12 protein-coding genes and 1 other RNA gene are annotated in these 15,547 nt (G+C 26.8%); 11 read left to right on the top strand and 2 right to left on the bottom strand.

Annotated features, from left to right (window positions below; genetic code table 4):
• Positions 1-29 precede the first annotated feature (29 nt).
• From ACQH24_RS07665 to ssrA, 9 genes are all read left to right on the top strand, one after another.
• Complete coding sequence (locus tag ACQH24_RS07665) at positions 30-4,280, top strand: ABC transporter permease (RefSeq protein ID WP_425379966.1); 4,251 nt, start codon at positions 30-32, stop codon at positions 4,278-4,280.
• A 280-nt stretch (positions 4,281-4,560) separates the two neighbouring features.
• Positions 4,561-4,971, top strand: coding sequence for a hypothetical protein (locus ACQH24_RS07660; protein ID WP_425379965.1), 411 nt, complete (start codon positions 4,561-4,563; stop codon positions 4,969-4,971).
• Positions 4,972-5,130: 159 nt separating this feature from the next.
• Positions 5,131-5,721 carry a hypothetical protein gene (locus tag ACQH24_RS07655; RefSeq protein WP_425379964.1) on the top strand — a complete coding sequence of 197 codons (591 nt, stop codon included), beginning with the start codon at positions 5,131-5,133 and terminating at the stop codon, positions 5,719-5,721.
• Positions 5,722-5,725: 4 nt separating this feature from the next.
• The gene (locus ACQH24_RS07650; RefSeq protein WP_425379963.1) at positions 5,726-7,927 is read left to right on the top strand and encodes a DUF4091 domain-containing protein; all 2,202 of its coding nucleotides are present in this window, start codon (positions 5,726-5,728) and stop codon (positions 7,925-7,927) included.
• A 12-nt stretch (positions 7,928-7,939) separates the two neighbouring features.
• On the top strand, positions 7,940-8,986 hold the full coding sequence (locus ACQH24_RS07645; protein ID WP_425379962.1) for a hypothetical protein: 1,047 nt from the start codon (positions 7,940-7,942) through the stop codon (positions 8,984-8,986).
• The gene (locus tag ACQH24_RS07640) at positions 8,971-9,126 is read left to right on the top strand and encodes a hypothetical protein (RefSeq protein WP_425379961.1); all 156 of its coding nucleotides are present in this window, start codon (positions 8,971-8,973) and stop codon (positions 9,124-9,126) included. The genes ACQH24_RS07645 and ACQH24_RS07640 overlap by 16 nt, the downstream gene beginning before the upstream one ends.
• A 17-nt stretch (positions 9,127-9,143) precedes the next feature.
• Positions 9,144-10,082, top strand: coding sequence for a hypothetical protein (locus ACQH24_RS07635; RefSeq protein WP_425379960.1), 939 nt, complete (start codon positions 9,144-9,146; stop codon positions 10,080-10,082).
• Positions 10,069-10,404, top strand: coding sequence for a hypothetical protein (locus ACQH24_RS07630; RefSeq protein WP_425379959.1), 336 nt, complete (start codon positions 10,069-10,071; stop codon positions 10,402-10,404). The genes ACQH24_RS07635 and ACQH24_RS07630 overlap by 14 nt, the downstream gene beginning before the upstream one ends.
• Positions 10,405-10,556: 152 nt before the next feature.
• Positions 10,557-10,979: a transfer-messenger RNA gene (gene ssrA, locus ACQH24_RS07625) on the top strand.
• A 147-nt stretch (positions 10,980-11,126) separates the two neighbouring features.
• Here the strand turns inward: ssrA and ACQH24_RS07620 are convergent.
• Entirely contained in the window at positions 11,127-12,086 is a 960-nt protein-coding gene (locus ACQH24_RS07620; RefSeq protein ID WP_425379371.1) for a transposase, read from the bottom strand.
• Positions 12,087-12,245: 159 nt separating this feature from the next.
• On the opposite strand from ACQH24_RS07620, the gene ACQH24_RS07615 reads away from it, so the two are divergent.
• Together ACQH24_RS07615 and trmB are read left to right on the top strand one after the other, a co-directional pair.
• Positions 12,246-14,285 carry an EAL domain-containing protein gene (locus tag ACQH24_RS07615; RefSeq protein WP_425379958.1) on the top strand — a complete coding sequence of 680 codons (2,040 nt, stop codon included), beginning with the start codon at positions 12,246-12,248 and terminating at the stop codon, positions 14,283-14,285.
• Positions 14,269-14,910, top strand: coding sequence for a tRNA (guanosine(46)-N7)-methyltransferase TrmB (gene trmB / locus ACQH24_RS07610; protein ID WP_425379957.1), 642 nt, complete (start codon positions 14,269-14,271; stop codon positions 14,908-14,910). Before ACQH24_RS07615 ends, trmB begins: the two co-directional genes overlap by 17 nt.
• Here the strand turns inward: trmB and ACQH24_RS07605 are convergent.
• Positions 14,885-15,487: an IMPACT family protein gene (locus ACQH24_RS07605; RefSeq protein WP_425379956.1), complete on the bottom strand. Its 603-nt coding sequence runs from the start codon at positions 15,485-15,487 to the stop codon at positions 14,885-14,887. The two genes, trmB and ACQH24_RS07605, sit on opposite strands and share 26 nt — an antisense overlap.
• Positions 15,488-15,547 lie beyond the last annotated feature (60 nt).

Below are 15,547 nucleotides of genomic sequence, written 5' to 3'. Positions count from 1 at the left end.
AGTTAAATGCAAAAAAGGGAGGTTAAGAAATGTTGCTATTTTGGCAAACATTAAAAAACATCTTTAAGCAAAAAGCCCAGTTAACGATTTTTATAATCTTAGCTGCCCTTTTAACCTTGTTAGCAACTTCATCATGAATTGTCAACACAAGATTAACGAATGCATATTCATTTATGGGGCAAGGAACTTTTGCCTATGATTATTTGGTGAGATTTGATGGCAAAAAGAAAACCGGTCAAAATGTTGAAACAATTACCCCATGATTTGCGTTCAGTAATGATTATCATTTAATTACTGATGTTAATGGTAAAGAAACAACTTTGCCTTATGTCCATCTTGGCATTAATGGGGCATTAAAACCGTTAGATGATCAAAATGTTGAAATTAATTTTACTTATACATCAACAAATAAGATTAGTAATATTTCTTTTAAAGATTTAAATTCTAAGGCCCCTGTTTTTTTAAATAATGGATTATATCGTTTTAATTATCAAAGTCAGGTTTTTCAAGAATCTTTAATTGGTCAATTATATGATAAAAATGGTAATCTTTTTGATCATAATAATATAAGTTTAATTGAAGAATTTATGAATAATTTTACGCGTAGTGATATTTCACAAAATACAATAAATCTAATTATTATGTATTTAAATCAAAAATTTTCTGATCCGGAAAGCACAGGCACAGATAAATTAAGACAAGAAGTTATCAAGTTTGTTAATCCTAATAATATAAAATGAGAAAAAAATGTTGATTTACGAAAAGGAAATCCAGCCAGCATTCCCGAAATGGGCAAAATTGAAAGCGAATTATTTGCCAAAGGATTAAGTGGGGATTTGAGTTTTTTAGGAAAAGATACATCGCAGCCCTTAATTAAAATTGGTCTTTATTATTCACCAACTATTGGCAATAATCTTGATGTTGGATATAATAATAATATTCAAAATGCTGTCTTTAGTGTTAATGATTTTTATAATAAAAATAATAAAAATAACCTTTTTAAAAATCAACCATATGGACCATATGGTTTTACCAAATCTTATTATGCTTTAGTTGCAAAAGTCTCTAATTTTTCATACCAATTACGTGAGCAATATGAATATTGAGATTTAATTTCGAATCTTAAATATAAAATCATTAATTGACAACAATTATTAGAAACTAATCAATTAAAACTTATACAGAAGTATTCATCATTTGACCCTACAAATCAAATTAATGATGTTTATGTTGTTATAACACCACAATTTGCGAGCAGTCAAAAGTTAAAAGTTGGAGATGCTATCAAAGTTGGAGAAAATTCTAATTTTTTTGTTGGTGCAATTGGTGGTGATCCAGCAAACATTTATCCAACAATTTATGATACGGATGTTTTCCCTGACCCAGCAACTGATGGAATTATTTATGTTTCTAATAATATTTATCGTGGCAAAACTATTATTGCAAATACAGAGATTGAAGAAAATTCAAGTTTATATATTACCCATATCGGTCAAGACAAAAAGGCAGATGTTGCTACTTTCAAAAAATATTTAGCAACTGATTTTCAAAGTTTGAATTCCCCAACTGATCAAAAGGCACCTTTGCAAAGCCGTGATGCCACAAGATTAATCTATCTTCGTCATAGTTTGTTAGGAATAACAATTAGGGTATATCGGACAATTACAATTGTCTTATCAGTTATTTTTTTAATTATTTTAATTTTTACCTTAGTAATTTTAATTAAAAAAATTATTAATCAACAAAAAATTGAAAATGGAATTTTAAAAGCAAACGGTTATAGTGGTTTAACAATTGCATGTTCTTATTTGGCCCATGCTATTGTTGTAACGGGAATTGGGGTCCCGGTCGGGTGGCTTATTGGAATTCTATTGCAATTTCCAATTATGAGTGTTTTTAATAACTATTTTGTTATACCAACAAATTCCTCATTTTCATTAATTCCATTCGTCATTTGTTTTGGAATAATTGGTTTTGTTAGTATTTTGTCAATTTTAATAACAGCGATGCGACAGTTAATTATTAGCCCGTTAGAATTATTAAATCCAAATAAAAATATTAAAACTTCAAAATTAGTATATTCAATTAGTAATAAATTTTCATTTAAGAAATTTACAACTAAATTCCGATTTGTAATGATGGCAGTTTCAATGAAAAAGATTGGGTGATTTTCCTTGACATTTTTTATTGCCAGTCTTTCATTAACATTTGCTACTTTAATTCCTACGGCGATCAATAAATTTAGTAAAGATTATTATGCCAATTTAAATTATAATAATCAATATGATTATAGTAACGTGATTGGTAACATTCCGTTTAGTCGTTATGAAATGTATGATTGGAATGGACCGGGGTATTCTACTAATCCGACATATCCGCTTGCAAAAAATTCTTTAATTAGTGATTATTTATATAATAATGTAACTAAAAAGTGGCTATCAACAAAAACCGATATTAATGCTGATAATGCCCACTTGTATGCTCAACAATTAAATAATATGATTATTTTTAATTTTATGGTTGGGAAGGGAGCTAGTTTATCAATTGGTACTTTTTATGATATGTATACTCGATATGGGGAAAATGTTGATATTAGGAACCAAATTGATACATTATTATGTTCAACAATGCCCCGTGCTTTTGGGAAAAAACCAGTTTATCCAACCGATTCAAATGTTGTTGAGCGTTGAACTTATTGTACGCAATATGCAACAAATGAAATTATGCCTGGTAAAATTCGAGCAATGTGATTAAAAAATGAGTTAGCCAAACAACAATTTAACTTCACATTTGGAACCTCAACTTATAATGTTAAGGATGAAGATGTTTATACAACCTATATGGCAAATATATTAGATTCGACTTTTGGACTTTCAACATATGGGATCAATGCAAATAATAAAACAATTATTTTTCCTAATCAAACACTTAGAACAAGATTAGATGATAGTAAAGATTTAAATGTTAAACTTGATGTTATCCCTATGGTTATTAACAAAGCTGCTGAAAGTAAATATAATTTGCATTTAAACGAAATAGTTAATACGACAACTAATGTTAAACAATTAAAATATTGTGAAGGTCAAAATAATTGTGCGGTTCAAAAAGCAGCATGAGGTTATGAACTTCCTAATGGTTTTGTTGATGAAAATGTTAATCCCTTTACGCTTGATTTAACAAAATTAACAATTGGGAAAGAAAATCGATTCGGTTTTGCCGGGCAGAATAAAGCAGTGCAAGATTATTATAATGTCAAAAATTTTGTGCTAAAATTGCCAGTTAATGCTTTTAAAAAAGATGAATTTAAAAATACGACAATTTCTGCAACAACAGGACGAACTTTACCGGGATTATTAGATCCTGATCCTGCTGAAAAAGATCAACAAGTAGTAAAAGAAGTTGGTGATTACTATATTATTAATCCTTTTGATACTAAATTTGATAAAGAAATTAGTGGAATTGGGGATTTAGTTAGTGGTTTTCCAACTAATTGGTATCTTGAAGCATTACGTCAGGGCTTGTTAAAAATCGGTACGGTTAACAACAATGTTAAATATCAAATTATTGGAGTTCAAAATTCTTATGATGAGCCACGAGCATATGTTAATCAAATTTTAGCAAATAAGATTCTTGGTTTTGATACAAGCAGTAGCCAAATGTATGAAACAAGTAGTGATAATCCGTTACTATGATTTAACGGTAAATTTAGTAAATATCAAGATCAAGTTGACCAAACAACACGTTTTAATCTTTCCTCACCAGATGGTTCGTATTCAATGATTAATTTTATGAATGGGCAGTTATCTGAAGGAATCGGTGCGGCAGATTATTTAAATATTAAAGCACAAGTTATACAAAAACTTGCTGTAATTTCAAGTATTTTATCTGTTATCTTTGTTATAATAACTACTATTACCGCAATTATTATTGTCTATATTATGACAGAATCCTTTGTTAATACATTCTTAAAATTCATTGCTGTTATGAAAGCACTAGGTTATTCAAATCGGGAGATTAATAGTTTAACATTAGGTATTTTTACGCCTTTTGCTTTCTTAGCTTGAATTTTAGGAGTTGCGATTATGTGATTAATATTATGATTGGGAGTTTATGGTTTTACTTCAATTGCTAAAATAATTATTCCCTTTGGATTCCCATGGCTTGCATTGCCAATTACTTTTGTACTAATGGCTGGAATTTATTTAGTTACTTATTGGGTTTCAACATATAAGATTAATCATATGAGTATTCAAGAACAAATTAATGCTAATGAAATATAAATCTAAGATTTTCTTAGATTTTTATTTTAGTGTGTTTATAGATGGATTTACGACGTTTAAAAGTTATGTTAGCATTATGAAAAATCAAGTTTTTCCCGTAAGATTCTTTGGAATTATGTCTTGTTTGCTTTGATTCTTATTAAAAACATTGTCATATATATTCAAATATTTTAGCGAGTAATTTTTAGAACGAAATATTGGGGGCTAATTGCTTTTTTTACTATAATATATTGTATATTTATGAATTTAAATACCAAAAGAAAAAAACGGAGATAGTAATTTGAAAAAAATATTTTGTTTGTTGGTAGTTATTTTTCCTGTTATTACAGGTTTTAGCTTAGTTTCTACCGAATTATGATGAAAAGAAACAAAAAATTTAGGGGCATTGTTGAAACGAGATTCAATTATGACAAACAATAAATGAGGGTTAAATAGTTTGCGTGGGTATGATGATGGTTTGATGCCTTCAATTCATAGTAATGTGATGATAGGGTTACAAAATAACTTAGGAACAGCAATTATGAAAGACTTAAATGTGGAAATTTATTATGGTCATGTTGATGATAGTAATTTTTATAATGCAAAAGTAATTAATTTTAATGACTTTACCAATACTAATTATATTTTCTGATTCACTGTTGGAATTTTTGCAACAGAAAAAAGTACATTTATTGGCCATAAATTTTTATAATTTGATTATCGTCCGATCTGAAATTTTGATAATAATGAATTTATAAAATTTGATAATTCTAGTGGTTCAATTGATAGTATCACTAGACTTGTTGCTAGTTGAAATAAATTACTAAGTAATAAGATAATTCTTAATAATTTTAATCAACAATTTCAAACAATGGGGTTAGATATTACGGCAGGAATGGAATTGCAATCAGGGCAAATGGTCCTTAATCAAGATGTCAACTTTTTTATGAATTTAAGTGATAAGTTTACTCCTGAGCAAAATGATTTGTTAACAATAAATCCTGCTTTATTTAAATATATTCCTGAACGTTTGCAGACGTCTTTCTTTAAAATTCCGGATCAGTCTTTTACGATGCAAACTGGTCCAATTATTAAGGTTCAAAGTAAGGATTTTAAAGATTATAATTTTGATTATGCAATTTTAAATCAGAATGTTACTTTAGAAACTACCTTAGATAAGTTATATTTTGATATGAAATTATTTATTATTGATGCAATTAAAAAAATGTATAATTATGATTTATTTGCTACCGCTTTTGAGTTACAATTCCGAAAAAATGGTTATTCTGATCCTGCATTATTAGGACACGAAACAATTTTAAATGCTTTATATACTTTTACTGATCCTGATGGTGTTAAAAGATCATGAGTTTGGCTAGAATTAATTAATTCGCAAGACACTTCCCTAGACTTAAGTACTTTGCCTGGAGTTCATTTAGGGTTTAAGGTAAAAAAGGAGTAAAACAATGCAACAAGTATCATTTAAGAAAATTATTCAAATCTTATTAGTTTTTGTTTTAGTTCCGCCCTTTGTAATGATGGTGGTTAGTTGTAGCCGGTTATGAGCAGGAGGTTCTGGTAGTGGCGGTCATGGTCAATATGATAATCAATTTAATTTTCAATATGGCTGTGGTAATAATAAGAATTTATTACCAGATGATAATCCTTATTTTCATACTTTTTTTGGTGATTCAAAATTTACATATAGTGCTTATAATGAAGACAAAAATGGTAATCCAATTTTTTATGGCAATCGACAAGATGTATTAAAATGTAGTAATGATAATCCAATGTTAACATCATGGAAAAATCAACATCTTAATACGCAACTAATTTTATTAAATACCAAAGATATTACCATGTATCATGATTTAGAAGTATCTATTACTAATGATAATAATGATCCAAATATTATTAGTGATGCTGTTTTTTTAACTTATATTAAAGCTTTTCCAAATGCGGCGAAATCTGACCGTTACATTTATCCTGATGTTCAATATATGCCAGATGCTTTAGGTGAAAAAACACTTGCCGAAATAAATTATGATGTGCAGCCGATTTGAATTAGTATTTTTGTTGGACCGCAAGCGAAAACGGGGATTCAAAATTTCACCGTTAATCTAAAGTTTACTTTTGATGAACAACGGGTAGAGCACATTACAAGTAAGTTTAGTGTTAATATTAAAAATTATCTTTTGGAAACAGATGATTCTAATAAACCATTAAGTGAGCGATTTGGTTTTAGCGCTACATCTTTTCCTTCAAATGCAATGAAATACATTGACACGGGGAATAATAAAGTTTCTAAAAATGCAAGTTTAGAAACAGTTTTGTCAGGAGAAAAAGAAGGACCTTTTGATAATAATTTACCGTGATATTTATCTGCTAAAATGCGACCATATTTATTGACCCATTTAAAAGATTTAAAAAAATCAAATACATTTTATTTATATGGTCCTGGCTGAAATTACCAATTAATTCAATGATCTGGAAAATTAAATAAACCAGGTTGAACAGATGAAGAGTATGAAAATTATCTTAAAAGTAAAGATTTAAATGCCGTCCTTAATGACCCTAACTGAGAATGAGAGTTTGATTTTAATGCTTTTGATGAGTACTTAAAAGTAGCCGCGCAATTGGGGTATACTGAGTTTATGTTTTCCGCAATGGAACCGGGTGCATTCAGTTTCTTTTATCTTAAGAATGGAGCGCAAAAAGGACCACAACGGAAATTTAATGTTGATTTAGTAGATTCAAGAACTGGCTTGCCAGGTAAAAATTTTGATGCGTATTTAAATGCTGTACATGGTAAATTTATTAAAGCTTTATCCAATCATTGGAATAGTCTACGCAATAAACCAGAATATCTAACACCAAATGGTCAACAAATTAGCTTATATGAATCATTTGACGAATTAGCAGATCAAACAAATGAATTAACAATGAAAAATGTTGCCCAAAATGATCGATATGGTGTTATTAAATCAAGTGTTTTTGCTGGTTGGCGATTTAAGTATAATCCCTTTGATGAAAATGATATTCAAAATATTTTTTTAAACAAATATAATCAAATAATTTTACAATATCGTGAAATTGTGGAGAAATTTAATAACATTAATATTTATAAATTACGAAGTAATATTATTTGACGAAAATCTTTTGGAAATTCAACGATGATTTATACTTCATGAAATAATTTCCCGGCGGCTTATATTCAATCTGATAATAGTGAACAAATTTGAGGACCATTAATGGCTTATAAATTAGGAGCAAATGGTTATGTTCGATGATCATTTGATTTATATCGGGATGATTATTATGCCACAAAAGAAATGAACGGTGAATTTGAATCTGGGGATGATAATTTAGTTTATTTTGGAAATATTAATGGACCGCGTTATAGTGTTCGTTATAAAAATTATATTGATGGTATGGAAGTTGTTCATAAAATGATGACATTAATGAAATTGTATCCAGATAAAAAATATGATTTGAATCGGGCATTAAATGCAATTGGATTCCCAGCAACAACAAGGGATAATTATTACAAGTGATATCCAAATCAATTTACTTTAGATGATGTTGTGTTTGAACAGCCAGGTCTAAATTATTACAAAACAATTGGCCAGCAAGTATATGAATTATTTATGTATGTTAATTCTTTATAAGAAAGGAGTTATATGAAAAAATTATTAATGAAATTATTAGCAGGTAATATTTTATTAACAAATGTTGGAACAGTGGTAAGTTGTCAAGATCCATATCAAGAACAATTTGATTTTAATTTGAATAATATTAATGCAGCAGTATTTCAAAATTATACTTGAACAGTTGATCAAATGTTAGGTAGTGAACTTGGCGGGTTTCAAACCTTAAGAGCAACGGTTCTTAAAATTATTCAGAGCAATTTCCAAACTTTAAATATTTTAAAAATTAATGTTGATATTTATTATGGCGCTCAAACAATCCCTAATCAAGATTATTTGATTGATTTTAATGCTGTTCGTAATTTATTACCAATTACTTATTTTTCAATTCATATTACCCCCAATAGTTATGGCAGTTATATTAATGAAAAATGAATTACTGTTAATACTAAAGTTGATTTAAGTCAATTAAATATTTTTAAGAATGAAACATTATTTTATTCAAATAATCCAGTTTCAATAAATAAGACTAAGTTATTGGAAGGTTTTATTGAAAGTACTAATCGAATGTTGCAAACTGACCAAGGCTATCAAGAAATTGTTGAATACTATAAAAATAAAAAAATGTGAAATAATAATAATTCGCTGCCAAAAGGTTTTTTTAATTTAGAAATGAATCCGAAGGCAGATGAGAGTACCTATTTAAAATTTGAGGCGGCAACAGCAATGCTTGTTTTTGATCCAAGTGTTATAAATAGTAGTTACAAGACAATGCTTGATAGTATGGGGTTTGCCTTTGAACAGGAAACAAAGTTTTTATCGGTTTGAAATGTTACAATTGAAAGCAGTGATTTTAATGTTAAGGATTGACGAAATATTGATTGAAAACCTGTTCCAAATAAAATATATAATGGTATAACAACGGTACAAGAAGTTACGGAAGATGTTATAAAATATTTAGTTGAATGATCAGCGTATGTTCATAATTCTCATTTTATGCGTCCAGAGGATGTTGAGGTCATCTTAAAAAAGGGGCAGCACCAACTGCAACTGATTTTTGACCGATGACAACACAATTAAAAAATCTTTGAAAAGCGAGTGGGCATGGTGATTTACCATATGTTTTTGCTTGATTTAAGAATAGTAATAAAAGTTATATTAAAATTAATAATACACCCAGCAGTGGGGTTGGAACGCATGTATCTTTTAAGATTAAATAGAAGGAGAACAACATTTTATGACAGATTTAATTTCTTTAAAATATTTTATTGTGCTAAATGCTTTGTTTTTTCTTTTTGCTAGTAGTTGACAAATAATTTATCTGGTCAAACATTTTAAAAATAAAAAAAATAGTGACAAACATATTTTTGGTAAACTATTTTATATTTTATTAGTAATGATTAATCTTGGTTTAATTTTAAATGTTGGACAATTATTTTGTTTGTTTTTAACATCAAATTTTACTTTTACAACTAATTATTTTCCAAAGTGAAATTTACTTTCCCGACATTTTTTTTATGTAATTGCAACTACTGTCAGTATTTTTATGTTTATTTTTTTCTTTACAGTAACATATTCTTATCAATGAAAAATTGTTGTATATTTTAACAAGGAAGAAATTAAAAGTATTTTTAGTGAGTATCATTTAGCAGGTAATTCTGTGCAAGTTTTTAATTTTAAGCAAATTAGTTTAATTCAGTTTGCTGAAAAGAATTTTATTTATAAAGTAAACAATAAAATTTATCAGCAAATTATAAGGTTCTTTAAGTGTGATTTGAAAGTAGTTAATGATATGTTTCAAATTACAAAAATAAAAGTTCTCCGATTAAAACATTATTCAGCTGCTAAAATTAATTTTCTTTTAATTAAAGATTCTCTTTTTAAACGAATTTGGACAGGATTATATTTTGAAATAATTATTAACTTTGTGTTAGCTCTTTTTAAAATTAGTCGTATTCTTTTAATTTGTTATATTTTTTTGGCCGGGGTTTTCCAGTGAGATCCTAATATGTGGCTTTTTTATCACTATAATGGAACAGATTATCTTTTAGATACAAATAATATTATTTATGTATTAAGCATTGTTGTAATCATTATTTTTACTGTTGAATTTTTATTACAAAATCTGTTGTGTTTAATAAATTTAATTAATAAAAATTATTATGAATTTATTTAAATTTATTCTCTTAATTATTGCATTTGCTTTATTTACTTATTTCTTTAGTAGCTTAAATGCTTATATTGAATATTTAAATTCAAAAAATAATAATCCAACGATAAAACCAAGTTTAATTGTTGAACGTTTATTATTTTGATTACAAAAAGATTATATTCAAGGAATGGGATTTTTCTTATTGTTTCCTTTAATTTTTAGTGGGTTTGATTTAAATTTTGATTGTTATTCGTTAGTTCGTGGGACTTTAGCTCTTAAAATGGGGAAAGCAATTAAATGGAAGATCTATTTTAAACAATTGAATAAGATGAAATGAGATGAATAAGTAGCCATTATAAACTAGTTTTTATTTAAGCATTTTTGAATGTTTACCAATAAATCAATAATTTATTGTTTAATTTTAAATGGGTAATTATAATATTTGAATCAAAAGGTTTCTATTTACTGTTAATTAATTTAATAGTATAATTAACTTATGGGGATGTTCCGGTTTCGACAGGAATGATCTACTAATATCGGCAGTAGTCTGGCAAACTATAATGCTTCTAGGTTTGAAGAAACGCAAACAAAAAACAAGAAAATGATAAAATTGAAATGCCAGCATTCATGATGAACAATCAATTTGCTGGTTCAATGTTAGCAGCTTAATTCTTCGTTGTTAGAAGATTGCTAGCCGTAATAATAGTTAATTGTAGGTTATTAACCATTATCGTATCATAAACTTAATCTAATAGAGGTTCTAAGGGATAATATTAGAATTTTGAAGATACTATTATCTAGTTATTTAATTAGTTGTCTAGTCCTACTATTAAATAATGAAATAAAGATGATTAGACTAAACTGTAGAAGATATTAGAAAGTTATTTGTGGACGCGGGTTCAATTCCCGCCATCTCCACCATTTTTTATTTTAAATTTTTTTAAAATTTATAATCTTAACAATAAATTTCTTTAATTTTGTCGAAAACTCTTGATGAAATAAAAAAATCATCAATATGACAATTTGAAAAATAATTTTGTTTAAGATCATGATTTTGCTTTAAATTTTTTAAACATTAAAATATAATACCGTTGATTGTTGTTTTGGTGTTAAACCTTTATGTTGGTATTTTCATTTTCATAGATTTAAATAATTTTGAATATTAGTGAAACCCAAACCATGATAATGAATTAAGGCTTCTTTAAGACTGGATTGTAATTTACTAATCTTATTTAACTTTCGATAACTAGTATCAGGGTTTGTACTAGTTTTGGTAGAATATAGAGTAGAATTTGTTTGTTTTGCTACTAATAAATATAATGGTTGCATGTCAGAAATAATTATTGATTTTTCTTTAATTAATTGCTTATTCATATTTTCAATAATTCATTGTTTTTGTAATCGTTTGGTATTGGTGGATTGAACAAAAATATTATTATTGCTATCAACTACCATTTGAATACAGCATTTGGTATTAGTTGAAAATGGATCAAGATGAGTTTTTCGTTTATCAAATTTATCTTTAAAATTACCTTTATGGATTTCTTTAATAAAAGTTTCATCAATTTGGATTTGACCATTTAATTTTTTAAATTTTAATTGAGTATTTTCTAATTGTTTTGATTGCATTAATTTTTGACGATTATATCAAGCAGTTTTTGGTGTTGTTTTAATAAAACGGGAAATTATTTTACTAGATTGTCCTAATAATGAAATTTGAATTAATAAATTTCACTGTTCATAATTTAAATGACTTCAATAAGTAAAATGATGACGAAAAGCATCAAAACTAGCACGACATTTTTTACATAAATATTTTTGTTTTCCTTCGGGATTATGACCATTTTTAACACAATGATAAGATTTACAATCAGGACATATAATGCCTTTATCTCTAAATTTTTGATCAATTTCATTTAAACGTTTTTGTTTTTTGATTACTTCTGCTTCTTTTTTTATTTTTTCAGCAAATTCTAAAAATTGATCATCTGTAAAACTGTTTTTTAATTCTGTAATTATTTTTTCCATCAATTATTTACCTCTATATATTAAAAATATACCTAAAATTAGATATATTCTATAAATATCAAGAGTTTTCGACAAAATTAAAGATAAATTTTAAAAAGGACTTAAAAGGAATGATATAATAAAAAAAGATGTATGCATTCTTATATGAGGTGAAAATAAGTGGGTAATATTTTAAATATCGTTTTTGTATATTTATTCTTTATACTAATTTTTACTTTTATTTATATTTTTACTTGAGGTTTAGTTAGAAATTATTTTGCCCGATTTGAGATTTATTATCAAGCGGTTATTGGTGGTGTTTTTGCCATTTTAGTCGTTATTGCGCAAGGTTTAATTCCAGTTTTTGTACCACCAAAACTAGGGGAAACAAATACGATGATTGTTATTAATATCTTTTTACCAATAATAGTTTGTTGAATGATTGGAGTTTTCATTTCTTATTTATCAACAATTTTATATACTATTATTATTTTTACTTTCTTATTTGGTGTTTTACCCCATGTAAGTAATAATTATTTCTTATCGTTAACGGGCACATCTAATATTATTATGATTTCCGTTCTTTATGGGTTAAGTTTAATTATTATTTTTATTAGTTGATATTTTAAATGAACAAAATGGACGAGCTGATCATTATTAGCTTTAGCATCTTTTGTTACATCTTCTGTCATTGTTTTAACTGAATCTAAATTTATGGCTGTTTCAGTAAATTTGATTAATGAATTATATGTTTTAGTCTGAATTACGATTAGTTATTTTGCTTATACTATCTGTGGTATTATTGAATTAATTTATATCCATGCTTTAAAATTACAAAATATTATTGAATATGATCGTAATAGTTATGTCAGAGAAGCATTGGCACATGATGCTATTTATAATTTAATTCACAAAAATAAAATTCGCCGTGGAATTTATTTTACTTTTATGATTAATAATGTTGAAAAATTAGATCGTTTTCTGAATAGTAATATTAAAAACAAAATTATTGATTTAATTTCAAATCAAGTTTTTACTTTGTGGAAAGATCAAAATGTCTTATTTTTTAAAGCAAGTTTAAATCATTTTGGAATCTTTGTTCCGCTTGATCAGGTGGAAAAATTTAATATTGGAAATCTTTTATTACATAATAAAAGTAAATTACGTCCAGAGGGCGATTTATTAAAGGAATTTGAACTTTTATTAGGAAAAGTTAATACCAGTTTTATTTTGAAAAATTACAAAATAATTGTTAAATTACAAGGTTATGCTTCATTATATGGCTTGCAATCAAATAATTTAGATAAGTTAAAAGAATATAATATTGCTACCGCTGATAATCGTTTAAATATTCAATTTTCAAATCAAGTTCTTTTTGTTGATCCGCAACATATTAAGGAATTATCAAACCAAAAACGTAGTATTTTAGCTTTAAATGAAAACATTCAATTAGAAAAAATTGTTAGTTTATATTCGCCAGTTATTAATACTAATGATGATTTTAAATTGTTTTGTCATTATAGTAGTAATTTGGTGGATGGGGTTGATAGTGATTTAATTTTTACTAAAAATATTAGTAATTTTGGTGGATTGATTCATGAAATGATGTTAGCACGCTTTAATGCGGCTTTAAATATTAAAAACTTTCAAAAATTGGATAATTATTTAGACCAAAAGCTATTTATTACTTATCCAGCTAGTTTTATTGCTAGCGAACAATTTAATTTAAAAAAATTTGCAACAAAATTAATTGAATTAAAAATTAAACCTTCGAATTTAATTTTGACATTTGATTTAATGGAAACTGGTTTTGATCCAGAGCAGTTTAAACAAAATTTAAATGGTATTAAAAACATCGGGATTGAAGTGGCTGTTAAAAACTTTGGGGGAATTGATACGGAATTAAATAGTTTGTATTATTATGAACCTAATTATGCTATTTTTGCGCCAACTATTATTCGGCAAATGTTTATGCATTTACATTATCAAAAATTAATTAAAGAATATATTATTTTTGCAAAAAAAATTGATGTTATTTTAATTGCTCCGCAAGTTAACAGTTATTTAGGATATAGTAAATTAAAAGAACTAAAAATTAATTATATGTTTGGCTCATTATTTGGCACCTATGATGAACCACAGCGAGAAATTAGCCGTGAGATAAAATTAGCATTATTAAAAAATAAGATGAAAGATTGACAAAATGAGACTAAGAAATAAACCTTGAGCAAAAGAATATATTGAAAATAATCCAACTGTTGCAATTCAAAAGCCAGCGCAGTATAAAGGCCAATGGAGTAAAGTTATTTTTCAAAATAATAATCCGTTGAACATTGAATTTGGGACAGGGAAAGGTGATTTTATTATTGCGCTAGCTAAAAAATATCCAGCGCAAAATTTTTTAGCAATTGAACGTTATCCTTCAGTCTTAGTGTTAGCTTTGAAGAAAATTATTACTGAGAATTTACTAAATTTAAAAATTATTGATTTTGATGCCGCTATGTTAGTAGATATTTTTGCTCCACAGGAAATTAATAAAATTTATTTAAATTTTTCTGATCCTTGGCCAAAAGCGCGGCATGAAAAGCGGCGTTTAACTAGCAAAAAGTTTTTAGATTCTTACCAAGTAATTTTACGATTAAATGGTGAAATTCATTTTAAAACAGACAATGATGAATTATTTGCCTATTCGTTAGAATCTTTTCAAATGAATAATTGAAAAATTATTGATTATACAGTTGATTTATATCATAGTAAATATCTTGAAGATAATATTGCAACTGAGTATGAGCGCCGTTTTGTCAAACTTGGGAAAAACATTAATTATCTTTATGTTCAGAAATAATCAACTTAATGGTATTATTTTTTGTTCATTCGATTAAAGGGCTAATTTCATTAATGGCAAGGTGAAATGTATAAGTAATTATCTTGTCAAAATCTTTTTTAATATTAAGATTCTGATGGTGGTAATTTAAATAATCATCAACAATTTTAATCTTATTAATTGGAAATTTAATAATAATAATTTTTGTTTCCAAATAAGGGATTAATTCAATATTTTTTAAATTCATTTTAACACTATTTGCATAAGCGCGGATTAATCCACCGGCGCCTAATTTAATGCCACCAAAATAGCGTATAACTAAACAAACAACATTGGTAAGCTGATGATACAATAAGATATCTAAAATTGGTTTACCAGCGGTATTAGATGGTTCACCATCATCATATTTTCGAATAATATTTTGATTTTTTCCAATGATATAAGCATAACAATTATGACTGGCATTTTTTTGCTGCTGTGCTGTAATAAAATCACGGGCTTCTTTTTCTGAGGTGACTTTTTGTAGGAGACAAATAAAGCGGGATTTTTTAATATTTATTTCAGTAATCATTATTTTGTTTTCTTTTAATTCTTGCATTTTTCCACCACTCTGTTTAGTTACAATTATAGTAATTATAACTGTTAAATTATTAATATT

This window comes from Spiroplasma endosymbiont of Stenodema calcarata, from assembly GCF_964031205.1.
Lineage (GTDB): Bacteria > Bacillota_I > Bacilli_A > Mycoplasmatales > Mycoplasmataceae > Spiroplasma.
This window is presented reverse-complemented; position numbering and strand designations above follow the sequence as displayed.